Source organism: Piscibacillus halophilus (assembly GCF_900110685.1).
Classification (GTDB): Bacteria; Bacillota; Bacilli; order Bacillales; family Alkalibacillaceae; genus Piscibacillus; species Piscibacillus halophilus.
Map to the genome: position 1 here is coordinate 45,814 of NZ_FOES01000008.1, position 22,914 is coordinate 68,727.

The window sequence follows — 22,914 nt, forward strand, 5'->3', positions numbered from 1 at the left end:
TTTGGGTTAGTTCTTTTTATGTCGTACCCCTCATATAATAATACAACGACTAATGCTACGGGGGGCCATTTATGATAAGAAAGTATTTTCTCGGTGGAACGACAGCAAAAGGGTATTACCGCTTCTATGATGAGCTAATCAATAATCTCGATCGAGTTATGTACGTTGAAGGTGGATTCACATCGATTGTTCACCTAACATTAGAAAAAATAGCAAATGAATATGAGAAACAAGGTGAAGTAGGGTGTGTCTATAACCATATTGAACCAACTATGTTAGAAGCAATTGTTATACCAGATAAACGTCTTGCGGTGATAGATCGTTCGAAGGCGAATGTAAAACGTCTAAGCTTTCCTAAGCTCTTTGAGAATGTCATCTATATAGGTGAGGGGTTTGATTATGAATATTTAAAGAAGAATCAAGATCGATTAACACAATCTAGAAAAGACATTCAAGATCTTTACCAACAAGCTTTTGAAAACTTCAAAAAAGCGCATGATGCTCATGAGGAAGTCGAAAAGATCTATATTCAACATTTAAATTTCGATAAAGCAAATTCGGAAACGGAAAAATTAAAACAATCTATATTTAGAGCGACAAAGCTTAATAAAGAATCTTCAGTAGATCATCGTTATTTAGGTGCAGCGACACCAGAGGGTCCAATGGATTTTGTGTTAGATTTAACATCAGATGTCGAAAAGAGAATTTTCATTAAAGGAAGGTCAGGAACAGGTAAATCAACGATGTTGAAAAAATTAGTGGATGAATCCATTGATCGAGGCATTGACGTCGAAGTGTACCATTGTGGCTTTAATCCAGAAAGCCTTGATATGGCCATATTTAGAGAATTAGGTATTGCAGTTTTTGACGCTACGTCTCCCCACGAACATGAACCACAAAGATCTAATGATGAAATATTTGATGTGTATGAGTTATTTGTAGAAGGGTCACCTGATGATGAACATGCTGAAAAAATTATAGAACTGAAAAATAATTATAAAATGCTGACTCAACAAGCAACAGAGTGTCTGAGACAAATTCAGGATCGTCAACGTTCATTTGAATCAATTTATCAAGAGGCGTTAGATGATGAGTTTATGAAAGGTGTAGCCGCACGAATTTATAATTGGATTGAACATTAATATTCAGAGAACCAGTCTTTGGGCTGGTTTTTTATTTTGTTCTAAAAATTAAGCGATCTATTTGACTTTAAGAAAAAATGACTTTAATGTATTAATGTCTAGTAAACTTATAGGAATTATATAATATATATGTAAAAGAGGGAGGAGTTAAAATGTTAACTATAGTCAATATTGCGATCATGCTGGTTTTAATTACAGTTCTATATCAATTACAAAAGAAGCATGTATCGTTTAGTAAGCGTGTTTTTACTGGACTAGGCTTTGGTGTTCTATTAGGGATCTTTTTACAGGTTGCCTACGGAAGTGACAGTAGTGTTGTATCAAGTACAACCGACTGGTATTCGCTGGTTGGTTCTGGATATATACGATTACTCATGATGATTGTTATTCCGTTAGTTATGGTGTCGATTATTAAAGCCATTACAAATTTAGAGAAAACATCACAGCTTGGCAAAATGTCCGGTTGGATCATTGGTATACTTGTAGGGACAGCGATGATTGCAGCAGTGATAGGTGTTGGTACTTCTGTTGCCTTTGATTTAAATGCTGATCAAATTGAAGCTGGTCAATCTGAAGAAGAACGTGGAGCGTTTCTAGAAGAGCGTTTAGGTGATGTAAAAGATATGTCAACGCCTCAACGTATATTAGAATTTATTCCAAGTAATCCATTCCAAGATATGACTGGTGATCGAGCAACATCGACAATTGCTGTTGTTATTTTCTCAGCCTTTATTGGTATAGCAGTATTGGGATTAAGACGTAAGAAACCAGAACAAGCAGAAATGTTTACCAAGATGATCGATGCTGTGTATGGTGTTGTTATGCGAATCGTTACATTAATTTTACGCCTGACTCCATACGGTATCTTAGGTTTAATGGCTAATACAGTCGCGAGAACAGATGTAGGCGGAATTATTGAACTATCCAAATTCGTTGCAGCGTCATACGTTGCCTTAATCATTATGTTTGTCATTCACTTATTGTTCATTAGTTTTGCTGGTTTAAATCCGGTTACTTACCTTAAGAAAGTTCTACCTGTACTCGGATTTGCTTTCACATCACGTTCTAGTGCTGGTACGATTCCATTAAACATTCAAACACAAAAGAATAACCTTGGAGTACCGGATGGAGTAGCAGATATGTCGGCATCATTTGGTGCGACGATTGGTCAAAATGGATGTGCTGGTATTTATCCCGCAATGCTTGCTGTAATGATTGCGCCAACTGTTGGCATTAACCCGTTAGATCCTAGTTTCTTAATCATGTTAGTCATCATTATTGGAATCAGTTCTTTTGGTGTAGCAGGAGTGGGTGGTGGCGCCACATTTGCTGCTCTGATTGTTCTATCAGCTATGGATTTACCAGTTTATTTAGCTGGGTTATTAATATCTATTGAACCGTTAATAGATATGGGACGCACTGCCCTGAATGTTAACGGTGCAATGACGTCAGGAACGATCACATCTAAAATATTAGGGAATTTAGATAAAGAACGATTTAATGACAAAGATGCGAATGAAATCGATCTATCTGAAGTATCATAATATAATAGGTAACCTTTTTTAGGAAGGTTACCTATTTTTAATCGTTTTATTTAAAAAACTTTTTTTAAATTCCAAAATATGAAATAATAAAAGAAAAATGTGATCGAGGAGTGACAAAATGGTTCCGACGAAAGAACAGCTTACTAAATACGCAAAATTAGCGGTAGAAAAAGGCGTCAATATTCAAAAAGGACAAGCATTATTTATCAATGCTCCAATTGAAGCACGTGAATTTGTACATTATGTTGTGGATGTAGCTTATGATGCGGGAGCAGAAGGTGTTACAGTTAACTGGTCAGATGAAGTGTTAATTAGAAAGGGATATGAACGTGAACCTTTACATATTTTAGAGGACGTTCCAGAGTGGTTTGTTGAGAAACAGCTGAGCCATGTTAAAAAAGGTGGAGCGCTATTAACGATTTATGCACCTAATCCTGATTTATTAGAAGGCATTGACGCAGAACGCGTTGCTAAAGCAACGAAGGCGAAAAGCCAGGCTTTAAGTGAATATAAAACGTATATTATGAACGATCGAGTCCAGTGGTCCATTGTATCTGTACCAACAGATAAATGGGCGAAGAAAATCTTTCCGGATAAAGGTCTTGATGAAGCGGTAACCTCACTTTGGGAGCAGATTTTCTCGATTGTAAGAGTCGATCAAGAAAATCCTATTCAAGCTTGGAAAGATCATAATGAAACGTTATACAAAATTCGTGACTATTTGAACGATAAGCAGTACCATTCCTTAGAATATCAATCAGAAGGGACCAATATGACGGTAGAACTTCCTGAAAATCATGTTTGGGCCGGTGGCGGTGCTGTGGCAGAAAACGGTGCCGAATTTAATCCTAATATGCCGACAGAAGAAGTTTATACTGCACCACACCGTGAAGGTATTAACGGTACAGTTACTAACACTAAACCATTAAATTATAATGGTAATTTAATTGATGGTTTTACCCTAACATTTGAGAATGGTAAAGTCGTGGATTATAAAGCAGAAACAGGTGAAGAAACATTAAAACATTTATTAGACACGGATGAAGGTGCAACTCGTATCGGGGAGATTGCGCTTGTCCCACATTCATCCCCAATTTCACAGTCAGAGTTAATTTTTTATAACACTCTATACGATGAAAATGCTTCTTGTCACTTGGCATTAGGGGAAGCTTATCCGACAAATGTTAGAGATGGGGAAAAAATGTCACAAGAAGAGTTAAAAGAAAAAGGAATTAATACAAGTCTTGTCCATGAAGACTTCATGATTGGATCAGCAGATTTAACAGTCTACGGTGTAACGAAAGATGGCAAAAAAGAACCTATTATCGAAAATGGTGATTGGGCCATAGTGTAAAGGCTAAAAAGAAGGATGGGACACGGCTCTCATCCTTTTTAAGAGGGCTAACGCCAAACAGGTTAATTTTAGAAATAGAAAGATGGTATAGTTATGAAATTAGATGGGAAATTGATTAAGTGGCATCGAAATAAAAATCGTTTAACACAAGAACAGCTAGCAGAAAATATTTGTTCGGTTACACAGTTAAGTAAAATTGAAAACAATCAAATAAAAGCCAATGATGAAATACTAGTTGCTATTGCCCAACGATTAAAAATCCCGGAAATGAAACTAACCAATTCTATTGAACCTAATCATGAAGAAATGGTTCATCAATTTTTAACAGCTATTCATGAACATGATATACCTAATGCTAAAAAATTAAATAAGAAAATATCCGAACTCAATTGTGACGAACTTCACTATGATATAGAATTCTTGTGTATATTAGCCCAGTTTGGCTATTTGTTGATGATGAAAGAGTTACGACAAGCAGATGAGTTACATGAACTAGTTGCAGAGTATGATGAGATTTTTGAAGAAGTTGATCCTTATAGTTTTCATAAATTTATAGGTGATTATTTAATCAATAAAGGGTTTTTTATTGACGCTAGAAGTCATTTGTTGCAAGCCAAGTCACTAATACCAGATCATGAGGACCCGGAATTATACATTCTATTAGCAGTTGTAAATAGTCATTTAGAAAATATATTAACGTCAAATGGATATGCTCGGCGTGCTTTAAGAATTTTACAAGAAAAACTCTATTATTCTAGAATTATTGAGTGTGAGATTATTTTAAGTTCCAATCACACATTTGTAAATGAATACAACGTAGCAAAAGAGCAATTAGATCGGTTAGTTTCGCTGATTGATCAAAAGTTTGACCCGAATTCAACCGTTAAAATATATTTTCATTTAAGTTTGATTCATGTTGTATCAAGGAATTTCGAAGAAGCAATTAGACTCTTAAATAAGAATCTTGAACTTAATGTGAACCAGACTGAACTCATGCATTCTCGTTATTTATTAGCTCATGCCTATTATTTAATGCGAGAAGAACGTAAAGCTTTTGACTTAATAGAAAAAGGTGAATCCATTGCGAAGGAGCATGAGTTAAACTATTACCTTGTTAAATTTAAAGTTTTAAAACTCATTATAGAAGAGAAAGAAAAAGAATTAGTAGAGTATTTAACAAAAAGAGCCATTCCATTTTTTAGACTTACTGGTCAGGCATTTGATCTAAGGTATTACTATCAATTATTAGGTCATACTCTTTATAAAATGAAAAAGTATAAGAAAGCAGCTGAAATTTTTATGGCAGCAGATGAACAGCGAAAACGTTTTTTTGGAGTATAATTTAACCGAATCATAATCAAAACCTAACAAAAATTTAAATTTTCAAAAAATACACTTCACAAAATGATTTTTTTATGTTTATAATGAAGATGGTTGTAATTCTTCAGCAGTGACATACATATATGTCATATTTTATTGGCTTTAAAATATATTAGTGGTGGGTATCTATTTTTGTAGATGTGGGGAGGAGCTAGTCGAATGCTGAAGTATGATGGTTTTGTCAATAATTTCGAATCTAAATTAGGAAGAAATTTATGTCCTAAAGAGAAAGACTTTGTGATTTGGGTTTGGCAAAAGCATAAAGTTGAAGACCGCATAAAAAAATCTTAATTTGGCACTGCTATACTTATAGCAGTGTTTTTTATCACAGAGAACCTTGACTCGCCATTCTCGGCGAGTTTTTTTAATCAAACCTTTTTTTGATTAAAAACTTTAATGTGCTAAATTTTTACTTTGTTGATAGCGTTATCATATGCTATATTAATAAAAGTTGTCTTAAGCGAGGTGAAACAGTTGAATCAAAATCAAGATCAATGGAAAACAAGGCTAGGATTTATGTTAGCTGCCATGGGGTCAGCTGTGGGGTTAGGGAATATTTGGCGTTTCCCTTATGTTACAGGTGAGCTTGGTGGAGCAACATTTTTAATAGTATATTTAGCGTTTGTATTTTTAATTGGTATTCCGTTGTTATTAAATGAATTTAGTATTGGTAAGGCTGGACAAAAGGATGCAGTTGGCTCCTTTCAAAATTTAGCACCTAATACTAAATGGCACTGGACAGGCTTTATGGGAGTAATAGGTGGTATTTTAATCTTAAGCTTTTACAGTGTGGTAGCAGGTTGGTCTTTATTTTATTTATATAAATATTTAACAGGTGCTTATTGGTCTGAACCAGATGGTGGATATGGAATGGTCTTTGATGAATGGATTTCCAATCCTATTTTACCTTTATTATGGCAAGCATTATTCTTAGGAGTAACGTTATTTATTGTTATTCGAGGAGTTAAAGGCGGTATTGAAAAAGCGAACGCCTTTTTAATGCCCGTTCTGGCAGTATTAATGATTTTTATGGCAGGTTATGTTTTAACTTTAGATGGAGCATTAGAAGGGGTCACCTTTTTATTCCAACCAGACTGGTCACAGTTATCTAATCCTAAGCTTTATTTAACGGCTTTAGGGCAATCCTTCTTCTCACTCAGTATTGGGGTTTCAGGAATGTTGACCTATGCTAGTTATTTAAAAGCGAAGGATCGTTTACCTGGAGCAGCTATCGGTGTCGGTGTTATGGATACCGTTTTTGCAGTTATCGCGGGTATTATGATATTCCCTGCGGTGTTTAGCTTTGGTTTAGAGGTTAATGAAGGGCCACCATTAGTATTTATTACCCTTCCGAGTATTTTTGCTAGCATGCCGCTAGGAAATGTTGTCGGAATCATATTCTTTGTTCTATTAACCATGGCCGCATTATCGTCGGCTATTTCGTTACTTGAATTGCCAGTGGCATTTTTCAAGCGTACAATTGGAATGTCTAGAAAAGCAGCAACATACCTATGTACGTCTATTATTTTTGTATTAGGTATTGCTTCTTCATTAGGTTTCGGTATTTGGAGTGGCGTGACAATAGGTGGACAGAATATTCTTGGTATGATTGATTACCTAACCGCAAACTTTGTTTTACCATTTGGAGCTCTATTAATGGCTCTCTTTGTCGGTTGGTACCTGAACCGTGAGCAGGCACAGAAAAATAGTGAAATTGAAAATCCACTAATGTTTAATATTTGGTACATTAGTATTAAAATTATCGTTCCAGTCGTTATGATTATCATTGTGATTGCGAACATATTTGGATACACTGCGTAAACCTTATGTCCGTGTTATACTAGTTATGAGTAAAATCTAGGAGGATTTTTTGATGACCGTTTCTTATCATGCGATTATCCGCCAGATGAAGAAAGAATTAGAACAACTTAATGAGAATACTGATCATCAACAAGTTTTAGCTAAGATGCATGTGGTTAAGTCTTTGGCTGATGTTGTCATCAATTCTTATGAAGATATAGGAGAGAAGCCTCAAACGGCAGTGATCTCATCTTCAAAGAAAGTAGATATGACAGATGCAGAAGCTAAAATGATGGGTATTCGAAAGAAAGATTCTGATCAAGGTCGCCTTTTAGAGGATGATGATGCAAACGGTGATTCGATCTTTGACTTTTAACAAAGAGGGGATAGAATATGAAAGCACTATTACTCATCGGAGTATTAAATGGATTCCTCGCAGTTGCTTTAGGTGCATTTGGAGCACACGGACTTGAAGGAAAAATTAGCGAAAAAATGTTAAACACTTGGGAAAAGGCCGTTCAATATCAAATGTTCCATACGATCGCAATTTTTGTTGCTGGTATGATGTTATTACGTTTCGATCACTCAATGTTAGTATCAGCTGGATGGACATTTCTAATTGGGATTATACTTTTCTCAGGAAGCCTTTATATCTATTCGTTAAGTGGCATCAAAACATTTGCCATGATCACACCAATTGGTGGTGTAGCGTTTTTAGTAGGATGGGTTCTATTAGGGCTTAGTATTATGAAAATAGTAGGGTAAGAGGGGCTGGACGAACATAGTTGGTTTCTTTAACCTATCAAAAACATTAAAAATGTAACTTTAAATGACTACTAAATTATAACTTAATTTAGTAGTCATTTTTTGTTGGAAATAAGCCATTTATGCATATCAAATTTCGGTTGTTTAAAATAAAAAAATGGATAATTATGTTAATGTGAATGTGGATGGAAGTTATTATATAGAAGATATAAAGGAAATGTTCCCTAATCATATATAGGATAAAATCTTAGATTATAGTTCAGCACATATTGATGAATTAATTAAAGAAATTGAGCAAAAAACTAAAGATTATTCTTAAGGAAACCTTTTTTGGATAACAAATAAAAGCACTCACCAATTAATGTTTATCAAAATGAAAAAGGGGGTCCCGTCAGTCATTTTTCATGACTTTTGGGACAGCCCCAGTAATATTATTCCTTCATCTTAAAATGCGCTAAGTGTTTGTTAAGCTCGTTTACCATGTTTTCTAGTTGTTTGGCTTCTTGTTTTAATTGATCAAAGGCGTGCTGTTGTTCTTCTGCTGACGCTGAAATTTCTTCAGTGCCTGCAGCAGTCTCTTCGGTAATTGCGCTTACGTTCTGAATGGACGATGTGACTTGTGAGCTTTGATCTTTAGATATATTCATTTCTTCTACTAGTGCATTTAGACGTTCATAGATGGTGTTAACATGTTCATGAATGTATTTAAACGATTCTTCTGATGAATTAAGCGATTCATGTTGTTGGTTAGTTAATTGTACGGTCTCATGCATTTCTTGTTCAATCGTTGTGACGCCTGATTTAATTTGATCGACCATGTTTGAAATTTCACTCGTCGCGTTCGTCGATTGCTCAGCTAGTTTTCTTACCTCATCTGCGACAACTGCAAATCCTTTCCCATGTTCTCCAGCGCGAGCAGCTTCAATCGCAGCATTTAATGCTAATAGATTCGTCTGTTCTGAAAGATCATTTACAAGATTAATGGTTTTTTCAATTTCGTCGGTATATTGTATAAATTGATTAACTGACTTCTCAACCTTCTGAATCGATTGATTGTGTTGTTCCATGACAGTTCTTTGATCTTGAATAGCTGATTGCCCATCTTTAACAGAAGAGAGGGCCTGTGTACTTTTTTCAGATGCATTTTGGCTTTCTGCCATATTCTTCTCAAAGTTAGTATTCATTTTCTCCATTAATTCCGCTACATCTTGAATATCATTTGAAATGGATTGGCTTCCCTCTGCTAGCTCATCTGTTGAACTAGATACTTGCTGGGAGGCCTCTGATAATCCTTCCATCTCATCGTTCAACTTTGTACTAAATTCATTGACATTGCTTCCGATTTTTTGAACCGATTGAAGTGTGGAAGTTAAGTTATCAATCATAATTTTAAATGCCTGTTTTAATTGATCTATTTCGTCTTTAGCAACCTCAGGAGCACTGATATTTGTTGTTAAATCCCCATCTGCTACTTGAGTTGCTTGGTTTGACAGCTCTCTCATTGGTTTTGCAATACGGGCCGTCAGTCGAGATGTAGCTAGAATAGATAATGCCACTAGAACGATCGCTGCAATAACGGCAAACGTAATCAGATTTTGAATTGCATTTTCTTGAGAGGCAACCTTTCCATCGTACCACGCTTGTGCCTCTCGCTGAAGCATATAAATATCATTTAACATACCTGCCGTTCTAGAAGCTTGCCTTTGGACTTCGTTTAAATCTTCCGTTTCTAATGCGCTGTTAGTGGTTTGCTCCCAGCTATTAAACTTATTTAAAGCTTGATCGAACCACTTTTGTTGTTCTTCCGTACGAATCATTGATTCGACGTTTTTGATGGTTTCATTTGTCGTTTCAACTTGTGTTAAAGCCTTTTGTCGAGATGCTTCTGAAGGGTTGAAGCCATATGTATCTAATGTCTGTTCAACCGTGATAAGTTCACTGTTTAACTCTTTTACCTCAAGTAAATACTCGACATCCTCGTTTGAAGAACTCTCAAGACTAATCATCTGAAATACAATATATGAAATTAAGACTAGACTTAATAACAGTGGGATTAGTGTCATCGTGTATAATCGTTTACTAATACTCATTGTTCCACCACCTCATCAATACGACTTTGCTCAGATTCTGTCAGCTGTATGAGTCGAATTGGAGCTAGGCCGACACCTTCTTCTTCAATCCCTAATTCAATATGGCTTCCGTCTAATTTTTCACCATTTGCAAGCTTTTCCATGATATCGTACAAAGCAATGTTCACATTTTTCATCATCGAAGACACCACTGCATCTTCTGCAACAAAATACTGATCCGTATCTACACCAAAAGCATAGATTCCTTGTTTTTCAGCTTCTTTCAGTGTTCCGACTCCTGTAAAGCCAGCCGCATGAAAAATGTAATCGGCACCTTGTTCGACCATATCTTGCGTGATTTGAGCACCTAATCCGTCATCGTCAAAGGTTTCAGCATACTCAACTAATACGTCTGCTTCACTATTGACCTCTTTAACACCTTTTGTAAATCCTTCTTCAAATTTCTCTACAACTTCAATGCGCTCTCCACCAATAAATCCAACAACATCGGATTCTGTTTTCATGCCCGCAATGAGCCCGATTAAGTAACTACCTTCATCCTCTTTAAACGTAATCGAGGTTACATTGTCCTTCTCAGAAACCGCGTCGATTAATACGAATTGCTGTTCAGGATATTTTTCCGCTAATTGGTCCATGGCTGCCAAAGCATTATAGCTTAAACCTATAATGACATCATGGTCTTGTTCTATAAGATTCTCCATTTGGGCTACAAAATCACTTTCAAAAGGTTCGCGGTAATCGAAGGTAATGCCTAACTCATCTCGTGCTTGTTCTAAACCATGAAAGGCAGAGTCGCTAAATGAATCATCACCTAAACCACTTTCGGTAACTAATAGACCAGCACTGATTCCATCATCTGCTGTATGATTGTTGTCGTCATTACACCCAGTAAGTATAATGGTTATGACTATAAGTGCGATAAATAGCACCCGTTTCATATCATCACTCCTAACTACTATTCTTAGATCGTATCGAACTATAATATCGGCATAGTATTCCACCTTTTAACACTTTAGGAAATAGACTGAATTGGAGTTATTTTCGATCAATTTGAGAAGTCGCCTTTACTTTATAATCAAGCCGCTTTATGGCAAAATAGATTTAGACTAGTATTGAGGGAGGTTTCGCGATGAAGTCGTTTGACGATAAAGACAATAAGAAAAGTAATCAATTTACGATTATGAAAGATGATCCCATTGATGGTCACCCAGGTTATACCGGTGGAGGAGCCATCAGTTTAGAAAATATGTCTCCATTAATTGTTGACCCAAATGAGGACCGTGTATGGGTGGATATGGGTGCGATGCATGCTCGAAGTGAAGTGGAGAAAAGAATAAAATTTGTAACCGAAAAAGAAGAAGTTCCAAATGGAAAACCTTATTGGATTGTTTGGGTGACGGTCGAACGCAAAGAAGAGGGACCTTATTATCACGGTGTGGCAGCAAGTTATTTAGAAGTAGACCGTGAGGCACGTCGTGGGTTTAAAATTTTAGCTGAACACGTCAACCGAATGGACAAATCGCTTAAAGGTCGTGTCGTTGTGGATCAAATGGATGATCATTCGAAGAAATTATTAGGAGATTTCCTTAAAGATTTCAATGAGACTTACTGGGAAAATTCAACAGATGAATTGAAACAAGCGTTCGCATAATTATGAATGAATTGTGAACATTAATCTTTTACATTGTAAGATTAGAAAATCATTTGTAAAATAAAACTAAACATGGGTTTTTACGCACATGTTTATTAGGACAAATAAAAGGGGCTAGCCATTTGTGGCCAGCCCCTTTTATTTTTATAACTATATCACCTACTACACGCTTCTTTTGGTTGAGTCCCTTTAATAAAATACATTAATCGAGTTTCACCTTCGCATGCAGGACCCTCTAGTTTTCCTGTGATCGGATCAACCTGTACACCTACGACTCCGGAAGGCGCTTCAAACGTTTCAAGTGGTAGGTCCTCATGTATTTGCTCCATATACTTAGCCCAAACTTGTTTAGCTACACGTGTATCTTGAATTTTTTCTATTTCTCTATTGTCATCGTAACCAGTCCAAATAGCGGTCGTATATTGTGGACTATAACCAATCATCCAGCTGTCATTGGGTGTTGTACCTGACTTACCTGCGTATTGATGGGTCAGCTGGTCTGCGATATTCCCACCTGTTACACTCATATAATCGCTTAATCGGTTATCAAACATCCCTGTAAGCATATGGGTCAGCACAAACGCATGATTTTCCTCTAACATTCGTTCAGGTTTTTCAGATTGGTGTTGATATACGACATTCCCATCTCGGTCAACAATTTTGTCAATGACATAAGGGTCTACTGACCACCCCTCATTAGCTAAAACACTGTAAGCTTCAGCCATCTCAAGTGGAGAAACAGTCGCAGTACCTAATGCCAAAGAAAGAACCGGTTGAAGCTCTTGATCAATCCCAAAAGCGTGAGCAGCTTCTACCAAGTTTTCAGGATCTATATATTGGTTTGTTTTTAGTGCAAAAATATTATCCGATACCGCTACTGCTTGAGCAAGTGTAACAGGGCGGTCTGCATAATGATCGCCAAAGTTAGCAGGGCTGTATGTTTTGCCGTTTTCAAGTGTAAAGGTTGTTTGGCGACTTTCAAGTGTGGTGGATGGTGTAAAACCATAAACTAAGGCTGCATAGTAGAGAAACGGTTTAAATGTAGAGCCTGTCATCCGTTTAGCTTGAGTTACCCGGTTAAAAGGTGTCTGATCAAAGTTTCTTCCACCTTGCATGGCGACAATTTTTCCGCTCTTAGGATCAATCGTGACAGCTCCAATTTGCAGCTCTTCTGAATCCTCGGGTAATTCTTCTTGAATGGTTTGTTCAAGTTTTTGCTGTGCTTCTTGATTAATCGTGGTGTACACTTGATAGCCTTGTCCATCTAATGATTGACGGTCAATTCCTAAAATCTTTGAGGCTTCTTTCATGGCATATTCAGTTAAATATTTACCAACCTCCGTTTCTTGTTCTGAAGCGGTTACGGAGACACTTAATTCTTTTTGCTTAGCTCGGTTCATCGCTGTTTCAGTGATTTTCCCTGTTTCATGCATACGTTCTAAAATCCATTTCTGACGATCAATCGCATTTTCATATGAGACAAGGGGTGAATAGACAGATGGACCTTTCGGAATTCCAGATAATAAAGCAGCTTCTTCTAGCGTTAAATCATCGGCATTTTTATCGAAATAAAATTGACTTGCAGCTTGAATACCATATTGTCCATGTCCGAAATAAATCGTATTTAAATAGCCTTCTAAAATCTCATTTTTGTCTTGAAAAATTTCTAAACGTAAGGCAATTAGAGCTTCTTGGATTTTTCGTTTCCAAGTCTTTTGGTTCGTTAAAAATACATTTCGCGCGTACTGTTGAGTAATGGTACTAGCTCCTTGCAGTTTATCCATGGAGAGAATGTTATAATAGGTGGCACCTAAAATCCGTTTTACGTCGAAACCAAAATGTTGATAAAAATGCTCATCCTCAGCGGCAAGAAAAGCATCTAATACATGTGGAGAGATATCATCTAATTCTACCCAAAATCTATTTTGAACCCCCTGTTCTACTGCTAGGACTTCACCATCTTGATCATATACAATGGTATTTTCATCAAGGTTGATCTCAGGTGGTCCTTGAAGAACAGAGTACACAAGTATGACAACTCCAGCTGAGATGGTAAAGACTAATAGAGCAATAATAGGTGTTAATATTTTTTTAATCATGGGGCACCTCTCCTGTATTTCGACATTAATTGCTCTTATTAGTATGTAAAAATTGGCATTAATTTAAACATTGAAGACTTCTATTTAACCGTATTGTTCGATATAATCAGTTTGAAGAATTTCATTCAGACTCGTTTTATGGCAAAATATATAGGTATCTAAAAATATTTGAATTACGGTTGATTGGTTAAGATAGAAAGGAAGATTGGTTTGTCGAATGAAACAATCCCCGTTCATATAAAGATAGAAACTGAAATTGTGGATGATCAAAATGGTAATGAGAATATATCCAGAACAGAAAATGGTTCATATGTTCATAGAGGAAAGGTTCATATGATTAAATATAAAGAGGAAATGGAAGACCTAGGCCTCGTCCATACAACGATTGTCATTCAAGACGATCGCGTATCTATTAAACGTGAAGGTTCATTGCAAATGCACCAAGTATTCCGCATTGGATCGAGTACGGAATGTGTATACCATCATCCGTACGGAAAATTCCGCATGGAAACTACTACACATCATATGCAATTTGTAAAAGGAATTGGAAACCGTTCCGGCCGGATCTATTTAAATTATGATGTGGCATTGAATGATCAAGAGCCGAGACGCCATACATTTGAGTTACACTTTCAAGAGGAGGTTGCCTAAATGAACATAGTAGGTCAAATCGAACAAACATTAAAACAAGAAATTGAATCCGCTGTTCTGAAAGCGGGTCTCGCAACTCAGGAAGAAATGCCTGATGTTGTTTTAGAAACACCAAAAGATAAAGCACATGGTGATTATGCAACAAATATGGCCATGCAGTTAGCTCGCATTGCAAAAAAGGCACCACGTCAAATAGCTGAAGATCTCGTGGAGCATTTAGATACGGAAAAAGCGTCAGTTAAACAAGTTGATATTGCTGGTCCCGGTTTTATTAACTTTTTTATTGATCAGTCATCTTTAACACAAGTAGTCGATACCATTTTAAATCAAGGTGAAGCATACGGGACATCGAATGCAGGTAATGGAAAACGCGTACAAATCGAGTTTGTGTCAGCTAACCCGACTGGAACCCTTCATTTAGGACATGCTCGTGGGGCGGCGTTTGGTGATGCATTAGCGAACGTGATGGAAAAAGCGGGTTTCGATATTGAACGTGAATATTACATTAATGATGCAGGTAATCAAATTGATAATCTTGCGCAATCCATTAATGCTCGTTATTTCCAAGCGTTAGGTCAAGAGATGGCCATGCCAGAAGATGGTTACCAAGGGCAAGATATTATTGATTTAGCTAACGATTTAGTCGCAGAGCATGCGGACCGTTTTACAAAAATGGATGAGAGTGATCGTTTATTAGAATTTCGTCACTATGGTTTAAAACATTTACTACATCGAATTGAGAAAGACCTTGCAAATTATCGCGTGACATTTGATTCTTGGTTCTCTGAAACGTCATTATACGAACAAAACTTAGTGGCTAATGCTGTTGAGCAGTTACGTGAAAAAGGTTACGTCTATGAGGCAGATGGCGCAACATGGTTTAAATCTACAGATTTTGGTGATGACAAGGACCGTGTATTGGTCAAACAAGACGGTTCTTACACTTATTTAACACCCGATATTGCTTATCACTTAAATAAAATTCAGCGTGGCTTTGATGAGTTAATAAATGTTTGGGGAGCGGACCACCACGGTTATGTAGCACGTATGCATGCGGCAATCCAAGCATTAGGCTATTCTAAAGACGTTTTAGATATTAAAATTACCCAGATGGTCAACCTGTTTGAAAACGGAGAAAAAGTGAAAATGAGTAAGCGTACAGGTAAGGCTGTCACGATGAAAGAACTGATTGAAGAGGTCGGTTTAGATGCGACTCGTTATTTCTTTATCATGCGCTCGAATGACGCTCATTTAGATTTTGATTTAGACTTAGCTAAAACTCAATCTAATGAAAACCCAGTTTATTACGTACAATATGCACATGCTCGTATTTGCAGTATGTTACGCCAAGCTGAGGAAAAAGGCGTTGATATTAATGCTGAGGTAGACACATCTTTACTTCAGGCAGAAAAAGAAGTTGCGTTATTGAAGCGGTTAGGGGATTATCCTCAAGTTGTTGCAGATGCAGCTGAAAAACGTACGCCTCACCGTATACCTCAGTATGTTTTTGACTTAGCATCTGATCTTCATAGTTTTTACAATGCAGAAAAGGTTATTGATTTAGACAATATGGAATTAACGCAAGCTAGAATTACTTTAATGAAGGCTGTACGTGTCGTGATCCAAGATGCCTTAAAATTAATTGGTGTTGAAGCACCAGAAAAAATGTAACCATAAAGAAAGCAGGCAATCCTTATAGGGATGCCTGCTTTTTCTTATCCGAATGGGTATTGATATTCAATTTCTTCGTCAAACACGATGTAGTCAAGGTAAATCATTAATAGTAGGTACCAACGATTATTCTCAGTATCAGATACGACGATATGATCTTTTCCAGCTTCTTCTATGATACCTCTAAAAACTCTAGCGTTCCATTCGTCATTATTTTCAAATGTAAAGTAAAGTGTAGCAGGCTTGCCACGGTTCAAACGAAGAATGTTCTCGATATAAGAAAGTTCGCGTGGAAGCTGCTGTCCTCCTGGAAAAGCTCCTTGACCCATCATAGTTCCGGGAGGCATTGGTTGCCCTTGTTGCTGTCCTTGTTGTTGTCCTTGTTGTTGTCCCCCCTGTTGACCGTTTTGTGGGCCGTTTTGCATCATACCAGGCATGCCTTGCATCTGTCCTTGTGGCCCACCTTGCATCATACCAGGCATCATTTGCCCTTGTTGCCCCGTGCCCAGCATTTGCCCTTGCTGGACACCTTGCACCATACCTGGCATTTGCTGTCCTTGTGGACCACCCATACCTTGCATAGAACCTTGCTGGTTACCCATGTAAGGCATCGTTCCTTGTGGCCCACCGTTATTAGGTGAACCTCCATACATTCCTTGCACTTTTCCACCCATTTGTCCTTTTCCTGGAAGGGTCATTTTCTTTCCGCTACCTCCTGGCCATTTTTTATCTCCGCCTGGCCACTTACCAGATGAACCTTTCAGATTGCTAGGGTTGTTGAAAGATTTTTTATCTGGTAGCTTTCCACCTTGATATTTACCTTTTGACTGATCCAATGATCATCTACCTCCTATATTAAAATAAAAATTTATTGATCACCAAACAAGTTAGGACATTCACCTGGTTGAGGAGTATAAAAACAATGAGATTTGAAGCGGCCAACATTCCATTGTCCGAACCATTGGGGTGGACATTCTCCACCAGGCATGAAAAACCATAGTGAGTCATCTCCTGGATCGAACTCTTCTCCTCCAACCACTCTCCTGGCTAAACGTATTTCTTGTTCACGTGCTCTTTGATAAAAATATGAGTCTTGAATAGCTTCAAATCCACCTGGAGATTGATAGATCATATCTAGTAGTGAATTGATATTCTCAAAATCTAAACAATCGGCTCGTACGCGGTTAACACCAACGTTACCGACTAAGAGCATACCTAACTGACCATCTCCCTCAGCTTCAGCACGCATAAGTCTTGCTAATTCTTTGAGCTCTGCTTCGTTATAAGCTATGACTGCCAACTAATACCACCTCTTTAATCCCCATCACTAGTTCATTTATATGATTAAATGGGTAAATGTTGATATGACTCGCTTGTACTTTTTAATTAACTTGGTAAAAAGGGGGAAGAGAGAAATCACGATTGATACGAATTTGTTAGAAGGAAGTATTTGCAGGTATTAAGAATTTACTTGTGGTTCTTGGAGATTTACTTGCAAGAAACTCGAGTTCATTTGCAATCTTTAAACTTCTATTTGCAAAAACGTTAAGTTTACTTGCGGTTATAGAAGAATTAATTGCGAAAATTGGAAGGGTATTTGCATTCTTTTTAATATAAAAAAACTGGGCCACATTTGTGACCCAGTTATACTCCCATAATTTCGTTTAAATCGTCTTTTGTTTTACGATGTCCAATGAAAAATTCACCGAAAATAGCAAAACGTGCACTCACTTCATCAAAACGCATTTCATAAATAAGTTTCTTAAATTGAAGCATATCATGAGCGTATAATGTGACGCCCCATTCCCAATCATCAAATCCGATACTTCCTGTAATGATTTGACGGACTTTACCTGCATATTTACGGCCTGTCATACCATGCTCGTACATTAAGCGGCCACGCTCATCTTTTTCTTCCATGAACCAGTTATTGTCACCTTCACGCTTACGGTCCATTGGGTAGAAGCAGACATGTTCCCATTTTGGAAGCATGGGCTTAAGACGTGCCTGTAATTCAGGGTCTGTCTCAGGATCTTTACCCTTAGCCATATATGTTGAAAGTTCGACAACAGATACGAAAGAGTAAGCTGGAATTAAAAACTCTGCCAGCTTTGATTTATTAAACGTATTTTCAAGTTCGGTAAGTTCTTCCATCGTTGGGCGTAAGTTCATAATCAGTAAGTCAGCTTTTTGACCAATAATTTGATATAGGCCGACACTACCATTTCTGTTGGACTCAACTTCTTCCCAACTTGTTAATAGATCATTAAACTCATTTAATGCTTCTTGACGTTCTTCTTTTGAGGCTTGCTTCCAAGCACTCCAATCGATTTTTCTAAAATCATGTAAACAATACCAACCATCTAGAGTTTCCACTGCTTCTGGCATTGATTTCACTCCTTAATTTCATTTTCCAAGTTAACTATATCATAAAGCGAGTTAAGACGTTAAAGGAAAAGCCCGTGAACGTTTTGTTAACAAAGTATAGGAATTTCGATTCAATATTTTGGGGACAAGTTTTTATAAAAAAATATACGGGTACATAACTATAAATCATCTATAGGAGGTCAGTTAGCATGAGTGATCAACAAAATCGTAAAGACCAACAGCTTGGGATATAATCGTATGACAATTAACCAAGGTCAAGTTAGTTACCATAAAAATTCGTTAGCTAATAACACACCAGAACCTGCTCGACCTGAAGAAGGCGGTTTTGAACATTATCAAGAAAAGGTCGAGGGCCATAAAGTACGAAATCGAAGTGATAGCTTTAAAGACCATTTCTCACAAGCCACGTTGTTCTGGAACAGTATGAGCGAACCTGAAAAAGAACATATTAAACAAGCTTTTTCTTTTGAACTAGGAAAATTATCAAGTCAATCTGTTCAACAGCAAGTGGTCGATATGTTTGCTAATGTTAGCCTTGAATTAGCGCAAACGGTAGCTAAAAATGTTGGTGTGAAAGTTCCAGAAAGTGGCGGTTCTAATGTGACGAAATCTTCTCCTGCTTTAAGCCAAGAAAATACAACAAAAGTGCCTGATACACGTAAAATTGGTGTCATTGTTGGAGAAGGGTATAAAGGATCAGAAGTAAAAGATGTTATCAAAGCCCTTGAGGAAGCAAATATGCACCCAGAAATAATTAGTCATCAATTAGGAACGATAAAAGGTTCTGACGGTGAGGAATTAGAAGCTGATCACACATTCCTAACAGGGGAATCGGTATTATTTGATGCGCTTTATTTAGTTGGAAGACCGCAGATGGACCAAGACTTTGAACAGTATACGTTATATTTTGCAAAAGAAGCATTTGCGCATTATAAACCAATTGGCGGCACGCATGACGGGATTAAATTATTGAAGAAAGTTGATATTGATAACGCTGCAGGTGTCATAACGAACGATGACCTAACGACATTTACCAAAGATTTTATTGTAGCCATTGCCGAACACCGTCATTGGAATCGAGAGATGGTTTAATACAATAAATGCCTTCCTTGAGAATGGGAAGGCATTTTTCATTAGTGATGAATTCGTTTATTTCTCTGGTGCATTAATTCTAAGCGGTTTTCAAACCATTTGATTTCTTGATTTGAAAATGGTCGTTCATCAATTGAGATTTTTTGTTGAACAATCTTGTCCTCAATTCGATCGATCACTTGTTGAACCGTCATTGATTTTTGAAAAAGCTGCTCGAGTGAAGCCATAACATAAGGGTCAATATTTGGATAATTAAATTTTGTTTCCTCACCTTTTAATGCGATGTCATAAAAGTTTTTGAGTAAATTAGCTCGCTCTTCACCTTGACCTTCTACGTCTAAATAGATTTGAACGGCTGAGCCATTTTTTACACGCCTTTGAGAGATTCCTGCAAATTTTTTTCCGCCAATACTTAAATCATATGTTCCAGGGCAATAGGATTCTTCAATTTCATATGCTTGAATCGGTCTTCCTTCATCAGAAAAAATCCACTTAATGAAATCAACCATTGCTTCATAACCATCGTGAATATCATATTCCTTAGCATCTGGGAAAATAAGTGACACGTTTAACACACCTTCATCCAGCACAACCGCTAGGCCTCCAGAATTCCGAACGAGGACTTGGTAACCGTGTTGTTCCAAATAGTCTATACCTTCATTTAAATAAGGCAGGCGACTATCGGGGATTCCTAGAACAACAGTCGGTTTATGAACCCAATAACGAATGGCCGTTTCGTGTTTTTCGCTCGCAGTTAAACATAACGCATCATCATAGGCAAAAGATTCGATAATCTTAGCTTCTGTGGCGTTACTGTGATCAATTTTTCTTATATGTTGAACATTTAATAATGGGTGTTTCATATCATCGTTCCTTCAAAATTTAGTTTGTTAAATGACGAATGTACCAACAACATATTATAATAGAATGAGTTAGAAGAAAAGGATGTGGATTTATGTTAACTGCTGTACTTAAATTGATCGCATCAGGAATTGAGTTTTTCTTAGGAATTCCGTTTGTCGGTGGGGCGTTTATTTTTGCGAATGCTTGGGGACCGCTATTATTTATGTTCTTATTTTACCTAGGTATATTATTACTATCAATAAATTACGGCTATGCTAAATGGGGTGCGATTATAGGAATGGTGATTTCTATTTTAGCCATTGTTCCATTTCTCGGAATGGTACTCCATTGGGTAGCCTTCTTTACGTTATTACTTGATGGCATTTATAACCTTAAACAAGCAAGGTTTGAGGGGGAACTGTAAATATTTATCGAATGATTGTAAACAAAAACGATTGATAAAAAATATGTGAACTGTAAATAAGCTCTCGTATTGGGTTTGGTAATACGAGAGCTTATTATTTTAAAAAATTAACCAAGTTAAGGATGTAATTCATTTTAAAAATCGTTATAATGAAGGATATATATTGTAGAAAGGTCGGAAAACATGTCATATCGCCATGAACAATTAAGCGAAGAGAAAGTATTTAAAGATCCTGTCCATCGCTACATACACGTTCGTGATCGTGTAATTTGGGATTTGATTGGAACACCGGAATTTCAACGCTTGCGACGAATCAAACAATTAGGCACGACTTATTTAACCTTTCATGGTGCAGAGCATAGTCGATTCAGTCATTCACTTGGTGTTTATGAAATTGTGCGCCGAATTGTAGAGAATTTTAAAGGAAAACCTAATTGGAGTGAAGATGAAAGGTTGCTATGCCTATGTGCTGCCCTACTGCATGATTTAGGACATGGACCGTTTTCTCATTCCTTCGAAAAAGTATTTGACCTCGATCATGAGGACTTTACAAGAGAAGTCGTATTAGGAGATACAAAAGTTCATGACATTTTATCTAAAGTAGATCCGAACTTTCCGCAAGACGTTGCAGATGTCATAAACAAGACGTATCCAAATAAATTAGTTGTCAGCTTAATTTCCAGTCAAATTGATGCGGATCGGATGGATTACTTACAAAGAGATGCTTTCTTTACGGGTGTTAGTTATGGTCATTTTGATATGGAAAGAATTTTACGTGTGATGCGGCCAATGGAAGACCAAGCTGTCATAAAAGAAAGTGGTATGCATGCAGTTGAAGATTACATCATGAGTCGTTATCAGATGTATTGGCAAGTGTATTTTCACCCAGTGACGCGAAGTGCAGAGGTCATTTTAACGAAGATCTTACACCGGGCAAAAGAGCTTTTTCATTCAGATTATATATTTAAATTGGCACCGACCCATTTTATTAGTTTCTTTGAAAAAGATGTATCGTTAAATGATTATTTGAAACTAGATGAGAATGTGGCATTTTATTATTTTCACATTTGGCAGGAGGAAGACGATCAAATTTTAGCAGATTTATGCCGTCGCTTTGTGGATCGTGATTTATTTAAATACATTGAGTTTAATCCAGGAAATCAATATCGCGAATTAATGGAGTTAAAGGATTGTTTTATGGAAGCGGGAATTGATCCTTCTTATTACTTAGAAGTCGATTCTTCATCTGACTTACCCTATGATTTTTACCGCCAAGGCGAAGATGAAGAACGGTTACCGATTTTACTTCAAATGCCAAATGGAGAATTGAAGGAACTATCAAGACAATCGGATATTGTTGAAGCTATTTCAGGCAAAAAAAGAACCGATCATAAATTATATTTTGCTAGTGATTTGATAGACCAACTACCCGAAGACAGTGACATCAAACGTCGAATAAGAGAAATTTTAAAGGGATAGGGGCTGAGCGTATGTTAGAAGATCATGCTAAACTGATGGCATTTTTTGAACAGGCTGAGGAAGTGGTTGGACGTAAACGTCTACAAAAAATGGTATATATTTTGAAAAAATCAGGCTTTGATTTCTCTGAACGTTATTCTTTTCATTTTTATGGGCCTTATTCAGAAGAATTATCTACACGTATAGAAGAACTGTGCAATTTAGGCTTTTTAGTAGAAGAGAAAGAGAAAGAAAAAGGTTATTATCAATACCGTTATACATTAACGGATCAAGGGACTAGCTTTTTAGATGATTCAAAAGTTCAAGCGCCGAATATGTCTGAGATGATTGATAAGATGAATCAAAAAAGTTCTAAATTCTTAGAGCTTGTTTCTACTATGCTGTTCTTTGATAATTTCCCAAAAGAAGAAATTGAACAAAAAGTATTAACTGTTAAAAGTAAACAAAATTACACCGATGAAGATTTAGAAGAAGCTTGGCTGTTTATTGATGAAATGAAAAAACATTAACAAAATCCCCATTTACCAATGTAGATGGGGAT

At 36.9% G+C, this 22,914-nt stretch carries 22 protein-coding genes; 15 read left to right on the top strand and 7 right to left on the bottom strand.

The genetic code is table 11. The features are described from left to right. Nucleotides 1-71 precede the first annotated feature (71 nt). From BMY57_RS05940 to BMY57_RS05970, 8 genes are all read left to right on the top strand, one after another. Nucleotides 72-1,142: a hypothetical protein gene (locus tag BMY57_RS05940; RefSeq protein WP_091773112.1), complete on the top strand. Its 1,071-nt coding sequence runs from the start codon at nt 72-74 to the stop codon at nt 1,140-1,142. Between the two features lie 152 nt (nt 1,143-1,294). Further along, complete coding sequence (locus BMY57_RS05945; RefSeq protein ID WP_091773113.1) at nt 1,295-2,686, top strand: L-cystine transporter; 1,392 nt, start codon at nt 1,295-1,297, stop codon at nt 2,684-2,686. Nucleotides 2,687-2,804: 118 nt separating this feature from the next. Continuing rightward, nucleotides 2,805-4,040 (top strand): aminopeptidase, encoded by a 1,236-nt coding sequence (locus tag BMY57_RS05950; protein ID WP_091773114.1) that lies wholly within the window; start codon nt 2,805-2,807, stop codon nt 4,038-4,040. Nucleotides 4,041-4,133: 93 nt separating this feature from the next. Then, nucleotides 4,134-5,381: a helix-turn-helix domain-containing protein gene (locus BMY57_RS05955; RefSeq protein WP_091773115.1), complete on the top strand. Its 1,248-nt coding sequence runs from the start codon at nt 4,134-4,136 to the stop codon at nt 5,379-5,381. A 198-nt stretch (nt 5,382-5,579) separates the two neighbouring features. Further along, a complete protein-coding gene (locus BMY57_RS16265; protein ID WP_256205253.1) occupies nt 5,580-5,711 on the top strand; it encodes a hypothetical protein in 132 nt (43 codons plus the stop codon). 174 nt (nt 5,712-5,885) lie between these two features. Next, nucleotides 5,886-7,241: a sodium-dependent transporter gene (locus tag BMY57_RS05960; protein WP_369678849.1), complete on the top strand. Its 1,356-nt coding sequence runs from the start codon at nt 5,886-5,888 to the stop codon at nt 7,239-7,241. Between the two features lie 52 nt (nt 7,242-7,293). Next, on the top strand, nt 7,294-7,596 hold the full coding sequence (locus BMY57_RS05965; RefSeq protein ID WP_091773117.1) for a DUF5327 family protein: 303 nt from the start codon (nt 7,294-7,296) through the stop codon (nt 7,594-7,596). 17 nt (nt 7,597-7,613) lie between these two features. Next, nucleotides 7,614-7,985 (top strand): DUF423 domain-containing protein, encoded by a 372-nt coding sequence (locus BMY57_RS05970; protein ID WP_091773118.1) that lies wholly within the window; start codon nt 7,614-7,616, stop codon nt 7,983-7,985. 431 nt (nt 7,986-8,416) lie between these two features. Here the strand turns inward: BMY57_RS05970 and BMY57_RS05975 are convergent, their stop codons facing one another. Further along, nucleotides 8,417-10,075, bottom strand: a complete 1,659-nt coding sequence (locus BMY57_RS05975; protein ID WP_091773119.1) for a methyl-accepting chemotaxis protein — start codon at nt 10,073-10,075, stop codon at nt 8,417-8,419. Continuing rightward, nucleotides 10,072-11,013, bottom strand: a complete 942-nt coding sequence (locus BMY57_RS05980; RefSeq protein ID WP_091773120.1) for a BMP family lipoprotein — start codon at nt 11,011-11,013, stop codon at nt 10,072-10,074. The genes BMY57_RS05975 and BMY57_RS05980 overlap by 4 nt, the downstream gene beginning before the upstream one ends. Before the next feature lie 191 nt (nt 11,014-11,204). On the opposite strand from BMY57_RS05980, the gene BMY57_RS05985 reads away from it, so the two are divergent. Then, nucleotides 11,205-11,726 (top strand): YwhD family protein, encoded by a 522-nt coding sequence (locus BMY57_RS05985; protein ID WP_091773121.1) that lies wholly within the window; start codon nt 11,205-11,207, stop codon nt 11,724-11,726. A 155-nt stretch (nt 11,727-11,881) separates the two neighbouring features. Here the strand turns inward: BMY57_RS05985 and BMY57_RS05990 are convergent, their stop codons facing one another. Then, the gene (locus tag BMY57_RS05990; RefSeq protein ID WP_091773122.1) at nt 11,882-13,825 is read right to left on the bottom strand and encodes a transglycosylase domain-containing protein; all 1,944 of its coding nucleotides are present in this window, start codon (nt 13,823-13,825) and stop codon (nt 11,882-11,884) included. Between the two features lie 210 nt (nt 13,826-14,035). On the opposite strand from BMY57_RS05990, the gene BMY57_RS05995 reads away from it, so the two are divergent. Both BMY57_RS05995 and argS read left to right on the top strand, forming a co-directional pair. Beyond that, on the top strand, nt 14,036-14,476 hold the full coding sequence (locus tag BMY57_RS05995) for a YwiB family protein (protein ID WP_177176340.1): 441 nt from the start codon (nt 14,036-14,038) through the stop codon (nt 14,474-14,476). Then, nucleotides 14,477-16,147, top strand: a complete 1,671-nt coding sequence (gene argS, locus BMY57_RS06000) for an arginine--tRNA ligase (protein WP_091773124.1) — start codon at nt 14,477-14,479, stop codon at nt 16,145-16,147. Nucleotides 16,148-16,191: 44 nt separating this feature from the next. Here the strand turns inward: argS and gerQ are convergent, their stop codons facing one another. From gerQ to hemQ, 3 genes are all read right to left on the bottom strand, one after another. Continuing rightward, the gene (gene gerQ, locus BMY57_RS16555; protein ID WP_439895784.1) at nt 16,192-16,758 is read right to left on the bottom strand and encodes a spore coat protein GerQ; all 567 of its coding nucleotides are present in this window, start codon (nt 16,756-16,758) and stop codon (nt 16,192-16,194) included. Between the two features lie 257 nt (nt 16,759-17,015). Next, nucleotides 17,016-17,447 carry a cell wall hydrolase gene (locus tag BMY57_RS06010; protein ID WP_091773125.1) on the bottom strand — a complete coding sequence of 144 codons (432 nt, stop codon included), beginning with the start codon at nt 17,445-17,447 and terminating at the stop codon, nt 17,016-17,018. 344 nt (nt 17,448-17,791) lie between these two features. Then, entirely contained in the window at nt 17,792-18,535 is a 744-nt protein-coding gene (hemQ, locus tag BMY57_RS06015; protein WP_091773126.1) for a hydrogen peroxide-dependent heme synthase, read from the bottom strand. Between the two features lie 237 nt (nt 18,536-18,772). On the opposite strand from hemQ, the gene BMY57_RS06020 reads away from it, so the two are divergent. Then, nucleotides 18,773-19,627: a catalase-related domain-containing protein gene (locus BMY57_RS06020; RefSeq protein WP_091773146.1), complete on the top strand. Its 855-nt coding sequence runs from the start codon at nt 18,773-18,775 to the stop codon at nt 19,625-19,627. Nucleotides 19,628-19,668: 41 nt separating this feature from the next. On the opposite strand, the gene BMY57_RS06025 is transcribed toward BMY57_RS06020, so the two are convergent. Further along, nucleotides 19,669-20,490, bottom strand: a complete 822-nt coding sequence (locus BMY57_RS06025; RefSeq protein ID WP_091773127.1) for a lipoate--protein ligase family protein — start codon at nt 20,488-20,490, stop codon at nt 19,669-19,671. Nucleotides 20,491-20,582: 92 nt separating this feature from the next. Here BMY57_RS06025 and BMY57_RS06030 point away from each other — a divergent pair, with 92 nt between their 5' ends. The 3 genes from BMY57_RS06030 to BMY57_RS06040 all read left to right on the top strand — a co-directional run bounded on the left by BMY57_RS06030 (nt 20,583) and on the right by BMY57_RS06040 (nt 22,882). Next, complete coding sequence (locus BMY57_RS06030) at nt 20,583-20,894, top strand: hypothetical protein (protein WP_091773128.1); 312 nt, start codon at nt 20,583-20,585, stop codon at nt 20,892-20,894. A 183-nt stretch (nt 20,895-21,077) separates the two neighbouring features. Next, nucleotides 21,078-22,373, top strand: coding sequence for an HD domain-containing protein (locus tag BMY57_RS06035; RefSeq protein ID WP_091773129.1), 1,296 nt, complete (start codon nt 21,078-21,080; stop codon nt 22,371-22,373). Between the two features lie 11 nt (nt 22,374-22,384). Continuing rightward, nucleotides 22,385-22,882 (top strand): YwgA family protein, encoded by a 498-nt coding sequence (locus BMY57_RS06040; protein WP_091773130.1) that lies wholly within the window; start codon nt 22,385-22,387, stop codon nt 22,880-22,882. Nucleotides 22,883-22,914 lie beyond the last annotated feature (32 nt).

Bases quoted from the DNA above. Each gene is read 5' to 3' on its own strand.
- BMY57_RS05940 (WP_091773112.1), top strand. From the start codon at position 72: ATGATAAGAAAGTATTTTCTCGGTGGAACGACAGCAAAAGGGTATTAC.
- BMY57_RS05945 (WP_091773113.1), top strand. From the start codon at position 1,295: ATGTTAACTATAGTCAATATTGCGATCATGCTGGTTTTAATTACAGTT.
- BMY57_RS05950 (WP_091773114.1), top strand. From the start codon at position 2,805: ATGGTTCCGACGAAAGAACAGCTTACTAAATACGCAAAATTAGCGGTA.
- BMY57_RS05955 (WP_091773115.1), top strand. From the start codon at position 4,134: ATGAAATTAGATGGGAAATTGATTAAGTGGCATCGAAATAAAAATCGT.
- BMY57_RS16265 (WP_256205253.1), top strand. From the start codon at position 5,580: ATGCTGAAGTATGATGGTTTTGTCAATAATTTCGAATCTAAATTAGGA.
- BMY57_RS05965 (WP_091773117.1), top strand. From the start codon at position 7,294: ATGACCGTTTCTTATCATGCGATTATCCGCCAGATGAAGAAAGAATTA.
- BMY57_RS05970 (WP_091773118.1), top strand. From the start codon at position 7,614: ATGAAAGCACTATTACTCATCGGAGTATTAAATGGATTCCTCGCAGTT.
- BMY57_RS05975 (WP_091773119.1), bottom strand. From the start codon at position 10,075: ATGAGTATTAGTAAACGATTATACACGATGACACTAATCCCACTGTTA.
- BMY57_RS05980 (WP_091773120.1), bottom strand. From the start codon at position 11,013: ATGAAACGGGTGCTATTTATCGCACTTATAGTCATAACCATTATACTT.
- BMY57_RS05985 (WP_091773121.1), top strand. From the start codon at position 11,205: ATGAAGTCGTTTGACGATAAAGACAATAAGAAAAGTAATCAATTTACG.
- BMY57_RS05990 (WP_091773122.1), bottom strand. From the start codon at position 13,825: ATGATTAAAAAAATATTAACACCTATTATTGCTCTATTAGTCTTTACC.
- argS (WP_091773124.1), top strand. From the start codon at position 14,477: ATGAACATAGTAGGTCAAATCGAACAAACATTAAAACAAGAAATTGAA.
- gerQ (WP_439895784.1), bottom strand. From the start codon at position 16,758: ATGCCTTACATGGGTAACCAGCAAGGTTCTATGCAAGGTATGGGTGGT.
- hemQ (WP_091773126.1), bottom strand. From the start codon at position 18,535: ATGCCAGAAGCAGTGGAAACTCTAGATGGTTGGTATTGTTTACATGAT.
- BMY57_RS06020 (WP_091773146.1), top strand. From the start codon at position 18,773: ATGACAATTAACCAAGGTCAAGTTAGTTACCATAAAAATTCGTTAGCT.
- BMY57_RS06025 (WP_091773127.1), bottom strand. From the start codon at position 20,490: ATGAAACACCCATTATTAAATGTTCAACATATAAGAAAAATTGATCAC.
- BMY57_RS06030 (WP_091773128.1), top strand. From the start codon at position 20,583: ATGTTAACTGCTGTACTTAAATTGATCGCATCAGGAATTGAGTTTTTC.
- BMY57_RS06035 (WP_091773129.1), top strand. From the start codon at position 21,078: ATGTCATATCGCCATGAACAATTAAGCGAAGAGAAAGTATTTAAAGAT.
- BMY57_RS06040 (WP_091773130.1), top strand. From the start codon at position 22,385: ATGTTAGAAGATCATGCTAAACTGATGGCATTTTTTGAACAGGCTGAG.